At 39.2% G+C, this 17,736-nt stretch carries 17 protein-coding genes; 2 read left to right on the top strand and 15 right to left on the bottom strand.

Translation table 11 applies throughout. The features are described from left to right. Positions 1-2: 2 nt before the first annotated feature. The 8 genes from CEQ21_RS22495 to CEQ21_RS22460 form a co-directional block, all read right to left on the bottom strand. The gene (locus CEQ21_RS22495; RefSeq protein ID WP_185766451.1) at positions 3-731 is read right to left on the bottom strand and encodes a hypothetical protein; all 729 of its coding nucleotides are present in this window, start codon (positions 729-731) and stop codon (positions 3-5) included. Between the two features lie 467 nt (positions 732-1,198). Further along, entirely contained in the window at positions 1,199-2,260 is a 1,062-nt protein-coding gene (locus tag CEQ21_RS22490) for an AbrB family transcriptional regulator (protein ID WP_185766450.1), read from the bottom strand. A 138-nt stretch (positions 2,261-2,398) separates the two neighbouring features. Then, positions 2,399-3,157: a hypothetical protein gene (locus tag CEQ21_RS22485; RefSeq protein WP_185766449.1), complete on the bottom strand. Its 759-nt coding sequence runs from the start codon at positions 3,155-3,157 to the stop codon at positions 2,399-2,401. A 111-nt stretch (positions 3,158-3,268) separates the two neighbouring features. After that, complete coding sequence (parC, locus tag CEQ21_RS22480; RefSeq protein ID WP_185766448.1) at positions 3,269-5,698, bottom strand: DNA topoisomerase IV subunit A; 2,430 nt, start codon at positions 5,696-5,698, stop codon at positions 3,269-3,271. Then, positions 5,695-7,674 carry a DNA topoisomerase IV subunit B gene (gene parE, locus CEQ21_RS22475; protein ID WP_185766447.1) on the bottom strand — a complete coding sequence of 660 codons (1,980 nt, stop codon included), beginning with the start codon at positions 7,672-7,674 and terminating at the stop codon, positions 5,695-5,697. The genes parC and parE overlap by 4 nt, the downstream gene beginning before the upstream one ends. 514 nt (positions 7,675-8,188) lie before the next feature. After that, positions 8,189-8,602, bottom strand: coding sequence for a CoA-binding protein (locus tag CEQ21_RS22470; protein ID WP_185766446.1), 414 nt, complete (start codon positions 8,600-8,602; stop codon positions 8,189-8,191). 133 nt (positions 8,603-8,735) lie between these two features. Then, complete coding sequence (locus CEQ21_RS22465; RefSeq protein WP_185766445.1) at positions 8,736-9,083, bottom strand: hypothetical protein; 348 nt, start codon at positions 9,081-9,083, stop codon at positions 8,736-8,738. 121 nt (positions 9,084-9,204) lie between these two features. Then, entirely contained in the window at positions 9,205-9,516 is a 312-nt protein-coding gene (locus CEQ21_RS22460; protein ID WP_185766444.1) for a hypothetical protein, read from the bottom strand. Positions 9,517-9,688: 172 nt separating this feature from the next. Here CEQ21_RS22460 and CEQ21_RS22455 point away from each other — a divergent pair, with 172 nt between their 5' ends. Then, complete coding sequence (locus CEQ21_RS22455; RefSeq protein WP_185766443.1) at positions 9,689-10,183, top strand: L,D-transpeptidase family protein; 495 nt, start codon at positions 9,689-9,691, stop codon at positions 10,181-10,183. Positions 10,184-10,186: 3 nt separating this feature from the next. Here CEQ21_RS22455 and CEQ21_RS22450 read toward each other — a convergent pair whose 3' ends face one another. The 3 genes from CEQ21_RS22450 to solA form a co-directional block, all read right to left on the bottom strand. Beyond that, positions 10,187-10,810, bottom strand: coding sequence for a nitroreductase family protein (locus CEQ21_RS22450; RefSeq protein WP_185766442.1), 624 nt, complete (start codon positions 10,808-10,810; stop codon positions 10,187-10,189). A gap of 104 nt (positions 10,811-10,914) precedes the next feature. Next, the gene (locus CEQ21_RS22445) at positions 10,915-11,352 is read right to left on the bottom strand and encodes a hypothetical protein (protein ID WP_185766441.1); all 438 of its coding nucleotides are present in this window, start codon (positions 11,350-11,352) and stop codon (positions 10,915-10,917) included. A 128-nt stretch (positions 11,353-11,480) separates the two neighbouring features. Beyond that, positions 11,481-12,623 (bottom strand): N-methyl-L-tryptophan oxidase, encoded by a 1,143-nt coding sequence (gene solA / locus CEQ21_RS22440; protein WP_185766440.1) that lies wholly within the window; start codon positions 12,621-12,623, stop codon positions 11,481-11,483. Between the two features lie 181 nt (positions 12,624-12,804). On the opposite strand from solA, the gene CEQ21_RS22435 reads away from it, so the two are divergent. Next, a complete protein-coding gene (locus CEQ21_RS22435; RefSeq protein WP_185766439.1) occupies positions 12,805-13,125 on the top strand; it encodes a hypothetical protein in 321 nt (106 codons plus the stop codon). Between the two features lie 359 nt (positions 13,126-13,484). On the opposite strand, the gene CEQ21_RS22430 is transcribed toward CEQ21_RS22435, so the two are convergent. From CEQ21_RS22430 to CEQ21_RS22415, 4 genes are read right to left on the bottom strand one after another with little or no spacing between them, the layout of a single operon-like run. Then, entirely contained in the window at positions 13,485-14,957 is a 1,473-nt protein-coding gene (locus CEQ21_RS22430; RefSeq protein ID WP_185766438.1) for a sodium:solute symporter family protein, read from the bottom strand. Next, entirely contained in the window at positions 14,954-15,148 is a 195-nt protein-coding gene (locus tag CEQ21_RS22425) for a DUF3311 domain-containing protein (RefSeq protein WP_185766437.1), read from the bottom strand. The genes CEQ21_RS22430 and CEQ21_RS22425 overlap by 4 nt, the downstream gene beginning before the upstream one ends. A gap of 17 nt (positions 15,149-15,165) precedes the next feature. Beyond that, a complete protein-coding gene (locus CEQ21_RS22420) occupies positions 15,166-16,350 on the bottom strand; it encodes a M20 family metallopeptidase (RefSeq protein WP_185766436.1) in 1,185 nt (394 codons plus the stop codon). Between the two features lie 16 nt (positions 16,351-16,366). After that, a complete protein-coding gene (locus CEQ21_RS22415) occupies positions 16,367-17,671 on the bottom strand; it encodes a Zn-dependent hydrolase (protein ID WP_185766435.1) in 1,305 nt (434 codons plus the stop codon). Between the last annotated feature and the right edge of the window lie 65 nt (positions 17,672-17,736).

Raw genomic sequence — 17,736 nt, 5'->3', positions numbered from 1 at the left:
GTTTATACTAAGCCGTTTTTCCAAACAGACACTTGCTGAGTTAGCTGATCTTTTTTTTGCGCTAGCTGTTTAAGACGATGGCCATTTGCTCCAGATGGGTGGGGAAAGCCAGTAAGATAAGGCTGATTGATTTTACCTGCTAAATCAAGCTCCATTATCATTTCATCTACAATTTTTCCAAGTGGAATGATTAAAGCATTGTTGTCGATTAGCTTAAGTTCCTCTGGAAACACGGAATAAACGAAGGAGGTAAGAAGCTTGCTGTGCTTCATAGACGGATTATGACCTGTGTAGTTTTTCCCTTTGTAAAATACAGGATATTTAAGAAGGGAGGTAGTATGAAGCAATGAGCGTTCGTCCGCAAATAATTCAGTACAGCTAGATAAACATAAAGCGTTGTGCAGACCAATTTCATTAAGCATCGCAATTAAATTTGCCCGCATTGTACCAGCGTAACTTGCAGTTTCTTTTGTATATTGCAGTTTTTCTGTTAAAGATTGTTGTTCGCACGATAAATAAGCCTCAAAAGCCGTTTTCATTTGCAGCCAGCCAGGAGTTATGCCAACAATGATTATTTTTGCATTCTTGTTAACATAATCATTATGTGGTGAATAATACATAACAAGATCTTGATCAGCATAAATTTGAAATTCTGTTGTTAACAGTAATTCTTTTGAAAGAGATGTATGTAAAGGCAATGAGTTTAATGCTGGGAGAAAATCAAAATACATGAACAAAAGCTCCTTAAAACATATTTATTACATTTATTATGACAGAAGGAGAGAAAACTAACAGCAAGTATGATTATTAGTATTTTTCATTTTTCTAGTTTACATAATATATATTATCACAAGCAAAGTGGAATAAGTGAAATCTCGTCTCAATATTAAGTATACTTTAGATAGTGAGACAGAATAAAAAATTAAGTGTAATTCATTTTTTAACTTTTATAGCTGTTTTATATAATGTTCTGCGTTAATTTTGTTTTACTGTCATGTACTAGCAAATATTTATGCTTTCAGATGAAATTTGATTTTGTTTTAATCATATTGCACTTTATTATGTCACTTTTAACTAATTTAATGATAGTTTTTATTCGTTTTTGTTCGATTATCCTAGTTTACTTTTTATTATTTTGTAAGCGCTTTTCATTCAAAAAACTAGACATAAAGCTTATATGTCTAGTTACCTTTATTATTCACTTTATTACTGTCTTTATCTCTTTTCTTCTTTCCATATACAGGAAAACTCTTTTCATAATAATAGGTACAATAAACAGAATAAATAATAACCGGAAAAGCTGGTAAGTCGTAATAATCGTTAAATCTGCTTGCACAGCTTGACCTAATATGGCCATTTCAGCCATTCCACCCGGTGCTAAGCCGATAAATGCTGTTAATAATGAAATGTTCTCTTCTATTCCCAACAGTATCGCGGAAAGTAGGAAAGAAAAGCTGACAAGCACAATCGATGAAATGACGGAAACGGCCAGAAAACGCGATTTATTTTCAATTTTTCCGAACTTCATTTGTAATCCTAAATCAATCCCGATTAATAACTGTGCTAACGCTATAATTGGCGCTGGTATCGTTGGCACAGTAACATCTGCAAGCAGCAATGCGGCAATAATAATGAGCGGTCCGAGCATATATGGAGTTGGAAACTTGCATTTTTTGGCGATGATTCCTGCAATAAAGGCTATTGCTATAAACGGTAGAATCAGCCAGCTCACAGATGCTCCTTTTGCAACAGATACTGCTGTACTGCCAGCGTGCAGGATTGGACTGTATACTACAAAAGGCACTAGCATAATTACCGTTATTATCCTGCAAACTTGTATGATCGTAACGACGGTAAGATCTATTCCCTTTATCTCAGAGCTGATGGCGACCATTTGTGTTAATCCACCTGGAATGCTCCCTGCTATCGTCGACTTTAAATTGCTGTGTGTCAACTTATTTGTCACCACTGCCAACAACAGACTGAACAGGATTAAACCGACTGTCATTAGAAGCATGGACGGCAGATGTGTGACCATATCTATAAGTGTTTGTTTATCAAAATGTTCCCCAATTGTATAACCGATTGGAATTAATCCGTATGTTCGAAAGGAAAAAGGAAGTTTTGGAGTTTGTTTGGAGAGCTTTACATAAGCTAATGTGCCAATCATAGCCCCTAAAAGCCATGCTAATGGCAAATGACATAAATAAAAAACGGTGCCACCAATAAGCGCTGATACTAACATTATAAAAAATGACATGCAATATCCCTTCTTGCTAATTTAGTAGATGTATATATAATATACTATCATAAAAATTAGTTGGCTATACGAAATATTTTATCAGGCAAAATTACTCAACCAGCTTTCAACAAGCATGATTGAGTAATTGTTTTTCGATTATTTTGTTTTGCTGCTAATTTCTTTTACTTTAAATTTCTCTAGCTTCCAGCCATCTTTTTTGCTTGTCCATACTGTTTCCAGATAGGCAATTTTATCAACTGCTGCAATTCCACTGATGATTTGCTTGCCTTCTAATGCGAATTTTTGCTTATACCTAGAAGGCTTTAGACTAGTGAAAGGGCTGATTATAAGCTCTGTTGACTCATTTAAATGCCCGTTTTGGTATAAGCCTAATTGTTCATATGTATTTTTTCGTTCATATAAATCAAAATTATATGTTTTTAAGCCTTCAATAACGAGCTCTGCTTTATAATCCTCCTTAAAGCTGCTTGTCATAACAGGTAATTCAGGAATTGCTACTTCCTTTATTTCCGTCCCATTATAATCAAATAATTGGTATCTTTTTCTGCTGTTTCGTTCGTTATCAGATATCGTCAGAAACATTTCCTCCTGTTTATCACCATCAAGATCATACAGTTCTAAGCTTGGATTATATCCACCATCCATCGTTATATCTGCTGTCGTTTCTTTTTCGTCTGACACTTGGATCGTAAGCTTTTTATAGAAATTGTCTTCATCCTCAGAAGAAATGCCAACTAAGGTCATGTTTTCCATTTTTCCATCGCCGTTTAAGTCCTTTTGTTCCTCCAATAATATTTTTTCTTGCTCCTCATTTTCTAATGCGTATGCGCCAGTTATCGCACTTAATGACATGAAAAAAAATGCTGTAAATGCGAACAATAGTTCTTTTCTCAATATTATCCCTCCAACATGAATCCCATTGTTAATATCATCTCCAATAATGGTAAAAACATGTAAGAAAGGAAAAAAAATATCCTCCACCATAATGGTGAAGGATATTTTTTCTTAAGCTTCAGCAAGCTTGGTAAACCATGCAGATTCGACTTTTCCAGCTTCTGTTTCGTCGATTACAAACGAACCATTTGAATAGCGGTCATTAAATCGAATGGATTCGACCAATACTTCCTCAAGTGCTCCTTTTTCTGTATGAATATGAACAATATCTGCCTTTGCAGCAATAAACATATTAACAATACGATGTGGATTTGATTTAAGTTCTCTCAGCATAACAACGCCACGCTTCGCCCTGCCGCCATTTTCGAATTCACTTAATTTCATTTTCTTAATAGATCCTCGTTGTGTAATAATAACAACCGATTCACTTTTCTCATTTGTAATGATTTGACCTGATACAACAAAGTCATCATCCTTCAAGGCTATACCCTTCACACCGGAAGCTCTTGGTCCAACAATATTAACTTCTTCCTCATGGAAGCGCAATGCATAGCCATAGTGTGTAGCAATTAAGATTTCTTTTTTTCCATCTGTAACAACAACATCTACAACCTCATCATCGCCTTTTAAGTTTAAGGCAACAAGGGGCTTGCTGTAGCGCTGTGCTTTATAGCTTGTCATTTCAGTCTTTTTCGTCATCCCATTTTTCGTGAAGAATAGCAAGTATTTACCTTCATCAAAGCTTTTAACAGGAATAGCATGGATAATGCTTTCATCTCTGTCAATTGGGATGATATTGGAAATATGCTGACCAAGGTCCTTCCAGCGTATATCTGGGAGTTCATGAACAGGGCAATATAAATAATTCCCTTTATTGGTGAACAACAGTACAACTTCTGTTGTATTAATATCCAATTTGGCGAGAATTCGGTCTGAATCCTTCATACCGAAATCCTGTCCATTGCTAGCTGCAAAAGAACGCTGACTTGTACGCTTAATATAGCCTTCCTTCGTAACAGTAACAATAACATCCTCACTGCCGACAAGTACTTCAAGATTGATTTTGATTTCTTCAATCTCTGCTTGAATAACAGTACGACGCTCAGAAATAAAGCGTTTTTTGACATCCTTCAACTCTTTTTTTATAACGGACAGCAGCTTTTTCTCACTTGAAAGTATGGCAGACCATTCCTCGATTTTTTTTGCGAGCTCTTCCGCCTCTGCTGTCAATGCTGTTATATCCGTATTCGTCAATCTGTATAGCTGCAAGGAAACGATTGCTTCTGCTTGCGCTTCAGAAAATTGGAAGGACGAAATTAAATTATCTTTCGCATCTCGTTTATCTTTAGAAGCACGGATTGTTGTTATCACTTCATCTAAAATCGAAAGTGCTTTTATAAGTCCATCAACAATATGCTGTCTTTCTTTTGCTTTTTCAAGATCAAAACGAGTCCTTCTTATGACTACATCCTTTTGGTGCTCAATATAAGCATCCAGCATATCAATAATTCCCATTAGCTTCGGACGTTTATTGTGGATGGCTACCATATTGAAGCTATAAGTAATTTGTAAATCTGTATTTTTGTATAAGTAATGAAGAATACCTGATGCGTCAGCGTCTTTTTTCAGTTCAACGACGATTCTTAAACCAGTACGGTCTGTTTCGTCACGAACCTCTGAAATGCCTTCCACCTTGCGATCAAGTCTGATTTCATCCATTTTTTTCACTAAATTACTTTTGTTTATTTCATATGGAATTTCTGTTATAACGATTTGCTGTCTGCCGCCGCGAATATCTTCAATGGCAGCTTTTCCTCTAACGATAATTTTGCCTTTGCCTGTTTCGTAGGCTTTTTTGATGCCTTCCACACCTTGGATAATGCCGCCTGTCGGGAAATCAGGACCTTTAATATGCTGCATTATGTCATCTACAGTAGAATTAGGATTGTCCATTCTTTCGATAACACCATCAATGACTTCTCCAAGATGATGAGGTGGAATATCAGTAGCATAACCGGCAGATATACCTGTTGAACCATTCACAAGCAAGTTTGGAAACTTTGCGGGTAAAACGGTCGGTTCATTGGATGTATCATCAAAGTTTGGAATGAAATCGACTGTTCTTTTATCAATATCCTTAAGCAGTTCAGAGGATATCGCAGAAAGTCTTGCTTCTGTATAACGCATCGCCGCCGGAGGATCACCGTCGATGCTTCCGTTGTTACCATGCATTTCTATCAGCAAATTTCTAACTTTCCATTCCTGGCTCATCCGGACCATTGCTTCATACACGGAGCTGTCACCATGAGGATGGTAATTACCGATAACATTTCCGACAGTCTTAGCTGACTTACGGAAGTTCTTGTCATGCACATTGCCATCAACGTGCATCGCATATAGAATCCGGCGTTGTACCGGTTTTAAGCCATCACGGGCATCAGGTAATGCCCGTTCTTGAATGATGTATTTACTATAACGTCCAAAGCGATCACCGAGAACGTCCTCTAAAGGTAAATCACGAAATTGTTCTGTTGAACTCATGATTCATTCCCCTCCTCTGCAACCACGATATTTTCATTTTCGAGAATGTTTCCTTCTTCTTCTAAACCAAACGCTACATTTGATTCAATCCACTTCCGGCGTGGTTCCACCTTATCGCCCATCAATGTCGTAATGCGGCGTTCAGCTCTTGCGATATCATCAATTTTAACGCGTATTAACGTTCGAGTATCAGGATTCATTGTCGTATCCCAAAGCTGGTCGGCATTCATCTCGCCAAGCCCTTTATAACGTTGCAGAACATAGCCTCTGCCGACTTTTTTAATGGCATCCTGCAAGTCATCATCGCTCCATGAATACTCAATAACTTCTTTTTTGCCTGAACCTCTACTTACCTTGTAAAGCGGCGGTAAGGCAATATACACTTTACCTGCTTCTACAAGCGGCTTCATATAGCGATAGAAGAATGTCAGCAAAAGTACCTGAATATGTGCTCCATCTGTATCTGCATCTGTCATAATGATGACTTTATCATAATTGGAATCTTCAATATTGAAGTCTGCTCCAACGCCCGCTCCAACAGCATGGATGATTGTATTGATTTCTTCATTTTTAAAGATATCAGACAGCTTTGCTTTTTCTGTATTGATTACTTTACCTCTTAAAGGCAGAACTGCCTGGAAACGTCTGTCTCTGCCTTGCTTAGCAGAACCGCCGGCTGAATCACCCTCAACAAGATATAGTTCATTTTTTTGTGGGTTTTTCGATTGTGCCGGAGTAAGCTTGCCGGAAAGCACTGTTTCCCCGCGCTTTCTTTTCTTGCCGCTTCTAGCTTCTTCTCTTGCTTTACGAGCCGCTTCACGTGCTTGATAAGCTTTGATTGCTTTCTTAATAAGAAGAGAGCTCGTCTCAGGATTTTCTTCGAAAAAGTAGGAAAGATGCTCGGAAACTACTGCATCAACTGCAGATCTTGCTTCACTTGTACCCAGCTTTCCTTTCGTCTGTCCTTCAAATTGCAGCAGGTTCTCTGGAACGCGGACAGAAACAATCGCTGACAATCCTTCACGAATGTCAGAGCCGTCCAGATTTTTATCCTTTTCCTTAAGCAGATTGACCTTGCGTGCATATTCGTTAAACATTCTTGTCATGGCCGTCTTACTGCCAGCCTCATGTGTTCCGCCGTCTTTTGTCCGAACGTTGTTAACAAAGGACAATACGTTTTCGGAATAGCCATCATTAAATTGAAAAGCAAACTCGACTTCAATTCCGTTGCTTTCACCCTCAAGGCTGACAACAGGATGAAGGTTATCCTTCTCTTCATTCAAATATTCAACAAAGGCTTCAATCCCATTATCATAATGGAAAACAGCATGCTCCCCTTGGCGATCATCAATTAGCTCAATTTTTAAGCCTTTCAATAAAAAGGCTGATTCACGCAAACGCTCTGAAAGCGTTTCAAAATTATAAGTAGTTGTAGAGAAGATGGTTGGGTCTGGCTTAAAGTGAATAGTTGTACCGGTCTGATTTGTTTTGCCGAGCTTTTCAAGCGTTGTTACCGGCTTTCCTCCATCTTCAAAACGCTGTTCATATATAAATCCGTCTCGTTTAATTTTAACGACAACCCATTCAGACAGGGCGTTAACAACCGAAGCACCAACACCATGCAGACCGCCGCTTGTTTTGTAGCCGCCTTGTCCAAATTTTCCACCTGCATGGAGAATCGTAAAGATTACTTCAGGTGTCGGCTTGCCGATTTTGTGCATTCCTGTCGGTAAGCCTCGTCCCTTATCCTGAACACTTATAGAATTATCCTTATGGATTTTCACGATGATTTCTTCACCAAAGCCGGCCAATGCCTCATCGACAGCATTGTCCACTATTTCATATACTAAATGATGCAATCCTCTTGCATCTGTGCTTCCGATATACATACCAGGACGTTTCCTAACAGCTTCTAGTCCTTCCAGCACCTGAATGGCATCATCGTTATAGTCAAATGGTTGTTGATTTTTCGCCACAGACATACCCCTTTCACCTCAAAAACACGACATATTATCTTTTTATGTAGCATGTCGAACAATTGTTTATGTATTCGTCTATAATTTCATTTATCCTCTAAAAGAGAAGAATTATTTTTCTTTAGTCTTTTTGCCTTCTATAGTGGACGAAGGCCACTATTTTATGCATGGGAGATAATTAAATCATAACCAGAACAATTGTTCTTATGATATGATAACAGCATTTTTTCCACAAGCAAATGAATAATTCGATTATTTTCTGAAAATAGTCGATTAGATTCAATATTATACCAAGAAAGCAAAAAGAGAAAAGCTTTTTTTTTATAAGGTTTCTTTCAAGCATCTTAATTATGTTAACACATAATTCTTATAAAAAAAACGCTAACCCCCGTTTCTTCTCGAACGTCTTTACCGCTTGCTTGTTTATAAAAATAAAAAAACAGATGCAAATGAGGCGGTATCTCAAGCGGAATATATTAGCTTGAGAAGCCTTATTCACATCCGTTTTCACGGTTTATTTTGTCAATGCATGTTCGACTTTAATACATCTGTCCATAATGACGGTATAACCCTTATCTTTCAAAGTGTTAAAGGTTTCTTCATGGACAAGTCCTTGCTGTGCCCAAAATACATCTGCATCAATCTGTTCGAATTCCGCTGCCACCTCTGGGAGGAATTCCGATCTTCTAAATACATTAACAATATCAACATGCTCTTTTATCTCTGTCAGGCTCTTATATGCTTTTTTGCCAAGAACTTCCTCAACTGTTGGGTTAACAGGGATTATATCGTAACCAGCCTGCATCATGGCGTTTGCAATCATATAGGACGTTCGCTCCGGGTTATCACTTAAACCAACAACCGCTATTGTTTTCGCTTTTTTAAGAATACTGCCAATTTCTTCTCTGCTTGGATTTTCAATTGCCATTATTGTTCCTCCTAATCCTTTTGTTTGCTTTATAATGATTCCCTTTATATACAAGCATGAATCATCTTAATTACCCTATATACTAGTGCAGTTTAAGCGTAAATAGCAAATAAAATGCTGTAACATTTCCCTTTTATTCCGCTTCCTTATCCTTATTCTTTTTCTCTTTCTTTTCAATCATTGCTCGGTAAATTTGGGTATGTATGCTGCCTTGTTCAATGTTTTGTAAAAAGAATTCACCAATTAGCTTTTGATAATCCTCATCCTCTGTCAACTTTTTGCTTTGCAGTTCCATTTCTGCAAGTCCTTCATACTCTGTCAATAAGGCGTATGTATGGTCATTACCAGATATAGGTGTTAATATCTCGACCTTATGCGAATAATTTTCATTGCTGAACTTTTTTAATTCACGCAGGTTTTCAAGTCCTTCCTTAAATTTATCCTGCTTTATAGAGAATGTTTGGTATACATAAACAGCCATTTTACAGTACCTCCAAAGAATCAGTTATGATAAAAGTATCATTCCCTCAACAGCCAAAAAAATTCCAATACTAAAAAGTGTGTAAAAGGAGCAGCACAAAGCCGGCTCCTTTTACACACTTTTATCTTTCCAATGCGTTTAAACGCTGATTAACTCTTTGCAAGCTGCGCTCAAGCTGGTCAATATCACGCTGCTGTTGGTTGTTCTCCCGCTCCAGCTGATTAACTCTTCTTTCCAATTGGTCGAGTCTGCGGTCTTGCTGATCAATTCTTCTTTCTAACTGATTGATTCTTCTCTCCCATTGTTTCCACTGTGGCAGCTGAAACAACTGAGATAACTGCTGCATTTGTCTATTTGGATCTTCATAATAACCTTGTTGATAATTGTAGTCATAGGAAGCTTGAGGATAGCTATAATTTACATAGGGATACATATAGGCAACTCTCCTTTTTTTATATCTGCCATACAATATGCATTAACCTACAGAATGATAAGGACACATGCCTATTATTCCTGTTATCAGACTTGGTCTTTTTTAAGCTTAAGGCTATTCTCCGCTTTCTTATGCATATAGTATCTATAAGCATACTACTGGAGGTTAAAGAATGAATCATATCGTAAGAAGCGGGGAGACATTGAGCCAAATAGCAAGGGATTACCGCCTACCATTATCTGCTCTTTTACAGGCAAACAGTGGTATTAATCCAAACTTCATTAATCCAGGTCAAATTATCATCATCCCTGGTTTGCCTTCCCCACAAAGTATCCCGTTTCAACTAGATGTATCTGTTGGAGGCCGAACGCTGAAGCTATTTAGGAATGGTGTCCTGCAAAAACAATATCCAATTGCTGTTGGCCGGATGCTAACAAGCACACCTGTCGGTAATTTTGTAATTATTAATAAAGCACCAAATCCTGGTGGCCCATTCGGCACATTATGGATGAGTCTTTCAAAAGAGCACTATGGCATCCATGGCACAAACGATCCTAGTTCAATCGGCAAAGCTGTTTCAAAAGGATGTATCCGAATGTATAACAAAGACGTTGAGGAGCTTGCAAGCATTGTTCCAATTGGAACGGCCGTGTTTATTCACCCTTAACTTTTATTCCACGTATGTAACAAACTCACGAACCGGTTTACGATATCCTCGCGGCTGTCTGCTCTCTATTTTTTCTTTGCCTATGGTAATCATCAGCACCACTTCCTCTTCATCAGGAACCTGTAATAAACGGCGGACTTCCTGCTGATTAAAGCCAATCATCGGGCATGTATCCCAGCCTTGATTCTTGGCTGCAAGCATAAACAGCATGGCAGAAAGAGAAGCATTTCGAATAGCCTCTTCTTTCAGGAATTCTGCACCACGAGTTTCATAAAAAGCAGTAGTATCTGATACTAAATGATCATATTCCTGCTTATTGACGATACCAAGCATTTGCAGGCCCTCATAAATATCACCAGCCTGTTTGTAGGCACGCTTGTTTCCAACTACAAGAATCACGGCTGAGGCACTTGCTACTTTATATTGACCGTTCGCTGCGACCCTGATGTTTTCTTTCATATTTGTATCAAGCACTGTTATGTACCGTGTATGCTGCAAGTTAAATGCGGATGGAGCTAGCTTAACAGCTTCAAAAATACGATTTAATTCTTCTTTTGTAATCGGATTACCTTCTAAAAAGTTGCTGGCAGAGCGTCTTTCTTTCACTATTTCTAAAAATTCAGTCATGGTTGTTCTCCTTTATTTGAGTTTTTTATCTCGAATTAAAGATATATGAAGTTTGTTTTTACGTAAAGTTTTTTGCTTTAATTTCAACGAGTTTTATGATACCTTCACTCAACTTCCACCATAAAAGAGAAAACTAAGCTGCCTTGTTCCCAACTTGCGGAAACATCATACATATATACTCCTGGTTTTTCAGGGAGTACTAAATAATTGCCGTCTAATATTGCTTTATAACCCTCATCAATTGGCCACGTTGACGCATTTATTGATTTTTTAAAAGGGGTTCTCGTGAATTTTAACTTAATACGATCGCCAGATTGAACATAAACCGCTTCAAAACCATTCTCTTCCAAAAGCACCTCTGGTGAAGGAGAATCACTGCAAACGCTTTGTAATACTCCGTCCCAGCAATAGCTGCCTTGTACAGTCGGCACAATTTGCCCATTTATAGTAAAGATTGGTGCCGGCATGCTGATGCGACTTTCAATAAAGATGATAGTACTAAACAGCATAACTACTACCAGCAACGAAATCAGCTTTTTCATTGATCTTCCCCCTTTAACTCATTAGACGGAATTATGGAAAAAAATGTTACTGGTAATAAAAAAAACGCCTAATTGGCGTTTTAGCAATTTCTATCAATGAGAATTCAATTAAATGAAAACATCTCCAGTTATTTAACAGGAATTTGGAATCTTTTCACCGAAAATGGGCTAATATTATGTTCGGTTTTACCTGTTGCTATGAGATCGCTTAAGATTTGGCCTACTACACTGCTGAATTTAAAGCCGTGACCAGAAAAGCCTGCCGCAATAGCCACATTTTTATAATCAGGATGAAGGTCAATGATAAAGTCTTCATCAGGTGTCAAAGTATATGTGCACGTCTTGCCGAATTTCAATTCCTTTGTTAATGGCATATACGTGGATAAAAACTGCTTCACATCTCCCGCATCTTCCGCTACTTCGCCAAAGGGACTGACCGCTTGATCTGGATCTATCTGAATGCCTCCGTCATGCCTGCCTATCTTTAAGCCGGCTCCATCGATGCTTGGGAAGCCATAATACATGCCTTGTTCTGTTTCAAAAGAAAAAGCCGGAAAGTTTTCGCTGCCATAATGAGCATCGTCTGCCTCAAACCAGGCGAATGTCTTTCTTGTCGGGCATATTGGGAGATGAAGACCAAGCTTAGCTAGAAGCTTGCCTGCCCATGCCCCGCCACTAACAATAAGAGATTTTGCTTGATAAGTATTGTTTGCTGTTTTAACTGTTACAACATTTCCCTGTACTTCTATGTCTGTAACTTCTGTGTATGTAAGCAGATTCGCTCCTCTTTCCATTGCTAGCTTTTTATATGCTTTGATGCAAGCCTCGCTTTTAAGTACACCAGATGACTTTTCAAAACAGCCGATATAATTGGCAGGCAGCTTAATACCTGGCCAACGCTCCATCACCTGATCAGCATCTAGTTTATCGACTGCAAGTTTATATGTATGGGCGCTATCGATAATATTTTTTAGGAAAACAGAGTCATCTTTGCCTATATTAAGGACACCTGTTTGTAGAAACAGCTCTTCTTTAGATAGCTCCGCAAGCTCCATCCATAGCTCTTGAGCTTTTAATGCTAACGGTACATATTCTGCACCTTCTCCATATGCATGCCTGATTATGCGGGTATCTCCATGGTGACTACCGTTTGTGTGCGGCGGATCAAAGGCATCAATCAGTAGTGTTTTAATCCCTCGTTTCGCTAAGTAGTAGCCTGCTGCCATTCCCATTGACCCAGCGCCAACTATTATTGCATCATATTGTGTCATAACGATAACTCCTCTCTCCTAAACAAACTCACTTGTTATAAAGGCAATCATACCATTGTTCTACTTTTGGAAAAATAATAAAATTAACACTAGACAAAAAATGACTTCGTCAAAATATGGATATGCTCATCAAAAAGACATTCGCATACTCTATACAGAGTCTGACTAAGAGGTGAGTTACATGCAATTTGGACCATTCCAACCGTATATGCCATGGGGACAAGGACAACAAAGCTACAACCCATACGGAAATTGGCAACAATCTCCACCATTCAACCCGTACGGAGGCTGGCAAGGCTACCAGCAGCCGTCCTTTGACAACTGGCAGCACAACTACCATGACCATGATAATCATCCATTTGGAGGCTATCAGCAGCCTTATCAACACCAAAACTGGCAGGACCCCCATAACACATTCCAACAAAATTATTGGAAAAAAGGTCATCATCATCCAAACGGTCACTGGGATGAATGGCATAAGCAATACCCACAAGGACGTTAATACAAGAAAAAAGAGGCGATAATCACCTCTTTTTTTCTATTTAATAATAGAATAAAGCAACTTACATAATGCAATAGATTAGTGATGAAATAATAACAGGTTTGCCGTATTTCTCAAGGCATAAGACGCTATGATTAGAAATTATCGGAAAAACACTAAAGTAGGTGTATCCGAATAAGTTCTAAAAACTATTTTCTATCTAATGATTTAAAAACCTCCTTCAATAGGATGAACCTGGCAATGATATGTCAAAAAACCGCTCATGTAATTACCTTGTGCCTAATGCTATTAAGACTTTCTTTACAAAAAAGCTGAGAAACTAAAAAGAAGCAGGAGGACAGCCCTCCTGCTTCTTACTTTTATACTTGTTTTGAATTTGTTTTCAATACTTCCACTGGTCTTGTTAGCAGTGAGACTACTGTAAGTACTACAAGATTGATAATTAAAGCAATGATGCCCACATTGAAATCTTGAATTGCTTGTGGCAGGAATGGGAATATGGTGCCGACTGTTGAGCCCGAGATCGTCACAAATGCAACTGTTGCTACACCTGTTGAGATACCTGCAAATGCACCTGCTTTAGTTACGAAATTATTTTTCATTAAGCTGAACAATAGGGTTGGGAACAGCTGTGTTACTAAGCTATAGCCCATAAGAAGCAAGGCAACTAATGTTCCGCCGCCCTTAAACGTAACAAACACGGAAATTAATGCAACAACTGGAACTAGATAACGTGCCATATTTGTAACTTGCTTGTCTGTTGCACTTGGCTTCAATACTTTGTAGACGTTTTTTGCAAGCAATGTTGCTGCTGCCATCAAAATCATGGAACCAGGAACAAGCGCTGTTAAAATCCCAGCTGCTCCAATAATACCTACTACCCACGGATCAAATGTTTGAATGGACAAGCGAAGCAATGCTAAGTCTGTGTCTGCTCCAGTTAATGTTGGAACTTGTAGGATTGCTGCAAATCCAACGAAAAAGACGAATAAAAGAACCAATTGATATAATGGCATGAAAATCGCATTTTTTCGGAACGCTTTTTCTCCTTGAGACGAATAAATAGAACCGAATGTATGTGGCCACATATAAAAGCCTAGTGCCGTTAGTAATACAGTTGTGACAAACCAAGAAGAGCTCTGTCCGGAATCTGGCAAGGAAAGAAAACCTGCCTTCGCAGAATCAATTGCTTCAAACATAGGCTGAATGCCGCCATAATAATGATGTGGCAAATAAATACCTAAGAAAAGCACGACACCTAGAATAAGGATATCCTTTGCAACAGCTGTCCAGGCAGATCCGTGAATCCCTGATACCATTACATAAACGGTAACAACAACAATGCCAATCCAGATAGCTACTGTTGGTGAAATATGACCATAAGATGCTTCTGATACGATGATGCCAAGTCCTTTTAATTGAAGAACAAAGTATGGAATCATTGCAACAAATCCAACAAGAGACACAAGGATTCCTAAATAAGGACTTTTGTATTTGCTGACGAAAAAGTCTGATTGAGAAACGAGCCTGTTATCCTTAGCATAACGCCAGATTTTTGGAAGCAAAAAGTAAGACATAATATAAGCAAGTGCACCATATGAAATAATATAATACGTTGGTCCACCTTTACTATATGCCCAGCCGCTTCCGCCAAGGAAGGTAAAGGTTGTATAGATTTCTCCTGCCATCAATACGAATACTAGAACAGAACCGAAGCCTCTTCCTCCAACAGACCATTGTTCCAGGTCCATGTCTTTCCCTTTTTTTGCGCGTATTCCTAAAAAGATTGATAATAGCATTGTGGCAAAAATGATGACTAATGCTGCGTTCATTCTGTTTCACCTTCTTTGTTTTTTGGATCGATTTTATAAATAATTGCCATAATAACAGATGTTAGAACTGTCCATAACACACACCAAAACAGCAAAAACGGCATTCCTAACACATATGGTGTAACCTGGTTAAATACAAATGCTCCTCCAAGCATGAAAACAAACGGAAGCAACGCTAATACTTTAATCATGATGTTCACTCCTTTAATTAGGCTTTTAGTAATTTCATAGCACTATAGACAAACAGGTTAACTCCCTTTTCAAGCGATTCCTCGTCAATCTCAAACCGCGCATGGTGGTGAGGGAAGTCAGCATTCTTCTCTGGATTGCCAGCACCGATGTAAAAGAAGGAGCCTTCTGTTACTTGCTGGAAGGCAGAAAAATCTTCGCCACCCATATTCGGCTTCATTTTGTCAATTGCTTCCACTCCGTACACTTCTGCAACTGTCGCTTCCAGTACTTCTGTAACACGAGCGTCATTAATGACAGGTCTGTAGCCGAACTCATAGTTAAATTCATAAGTTGCACCATGTGCGTCTGTTATCCCTTTAATGACTCTTTCCATCAGCTTTGGCACTTCCTTGCGCAAATCAGGATCAAAGCTGCGCACTGTCCCGCAAATTTCTACTGAACCAGGAATAACATTATGTGTTGTCCCACCAACAAATTTAGTGACAGACAGTACAAGATTATCGAGTGGATCTGTGTTCCTTGAAACAATATGCTGCAGGTTTGTTACTACTTGTGAGGCAACCGCAATGGAATCAACGGTTTGATGCGGAAGTGCTGCGTGACCGCCTTTGCCGTTCACAGTAAGATAGAAAGTATCTGGTGAAGCCATCATCGGTCCATATACAATGCCAATCTTGCCGATTTCAAGCGGTGACCATAAATGGGCGCCAATAACTGTGTCTACACCATCCATAACACCTGCTTCGACCATTTCCTCCGCACCGCCGGGAAACAATTCCTCAGCATGTTGGAATAAGAGGCGAATTTCACCATGTAATTGATCTTTAATAGAAGATAACACCTTTGCTGCACCAAGCAGCATGGCAGTATGGCCATCATGACCGCATGCGTGCATCACACCAGGGTTTGTTGAAGCATAGTCTACGTCGTTTTCTTCCTGAATCGGCAAGGCGTCCATATCTGCACGAATTGCTACGACTTTACCAGGAGCTGCACCGATAATACGGCCAACAACACTTGTTTTCGTTGGTCGCGTTAGCTCAATATTTCCAAATGCTTGTAGCTGATCATAAATATATTGAGATGTTTTTTCTTCTTCAAAGCTAAGCTCCGGATGTTGATGAAGATAGCGTCTATATGTAATTACCTCGTCTTTTACGGCATCGATTACTGCTTGTATCGAGTTTGTTGTTGCTGTCATTTTAGCATCACTCCTTTTAGTTTTTATCTAGCTTTTCAAGCATCTTTTTCAGTAGGTGAACAGACTGTACACAATCATCCAATGATGTCCATTCCGCAGGATTATGACTAATTCCATTTTTGCTGCGGGCAAATATCATCGCAGCAGGTATATGAGTGCCGAGCACCATCGCATCATGACCAGCACCGCTTGGCAGATAGAGAGGCTTTATGCCCATCTCATCCAATGACATTGTTAGCAAATCCTTCATGTCATCTGGGACAAGCATCGGCGGAACCTTTAAGGTTTGTTCATAGGATAAAGTAATTCCATACTTAGCAGAAATCGCCTCGGCCTTATCAATGGTGAGCTGAACGAGCTCACTAACCTTGTCTTCATAGATGTCGCGAATATCGACAAACAATTCAACTTTACCTGGAATAACATTGACACCGTTTGGATGTACTTGTAACTTACCAACTGTCGCAACAGCAGTGGAGCTTACACTTGGCGGCAAATGAGGTATTGCGGCAATTAATTCGCCTGCAGCCACTAAAGCGTCCTGTCTGTCATCCATCGGTGTATTGCCAGCATGTCCTGCAGCACCAGCCAATGTAATTCTCAGCCAGCTCGGACCAGCAATCCCAGAAACAATTCCAACAGGCAGGTTTTCTTTTTCCAGTCGTTTGCCTTGCTCAATATGGACCTCGACATATGCTTTAATTTTTGATAAGTCTCTTTTAGCCTCAAAGAAGGAAGGTACGGACAAACCGATATTCTCGATAACTTGTTGAAAGCTTGCGCCTTCGATATCAACAAGGCCAAGCTGTTTATCGGCATCAACGCTGCCAGCCATTGCCCTGCTTCCCGTCAAACCGCCATTAAATCGTGCACCCTCTTCATCTGAAAAGATGACTACTTCATATGGATGCTCTGGCAGATAGTTTGTTTCCTTCCAGCTCTCAACAACCTCAAGTGCGGCAAGTACGCCTAACGGTCCATCAAAATGTCCTCCATTTGGCACACTATCTACATGAGAACCAGAAAGAATTGCTGGCAGATCCGCTTGCTTACCGGCTAATCTGCCGATAATATTACCCGCACCATCCTGTTTGACATCAAGACCAGCTTCTGTCATCCACTTTGCCACAAGCCGCTTTGCTTGTTGTTCCTCTGCAGAGAAGCCGATTCGATACGAGCCGTTTTCCTCCGTAAGACCAATCTTGGACAATTCATATAGTCTTTGCGCCAGCCTTGCCCCACTAACTCCTCCATGGTCATGGGAATGATCATAGTCGGATAAAAGAAGCTCATCCAATTTTCTTGCTGTTAAAGCTTCCATGTTGTCCCCCCTCATAATTTGTATCATTATTTAGAAATTCTAGAATAGTTAGACAATTTTAAACA

Source organism: Niallia circulans (genome assembly GCF_007273535.1).
Lineage (GTDB): Bacteria > Bacillota > Bacilli > Bacillales > Cytobacillaceae > Niallia > Niallia circulans_B.
Note: the sequence above shows the minus strand (reverse complement) of the source record. Positions and strands in the feature narration are given on the sequence as shown.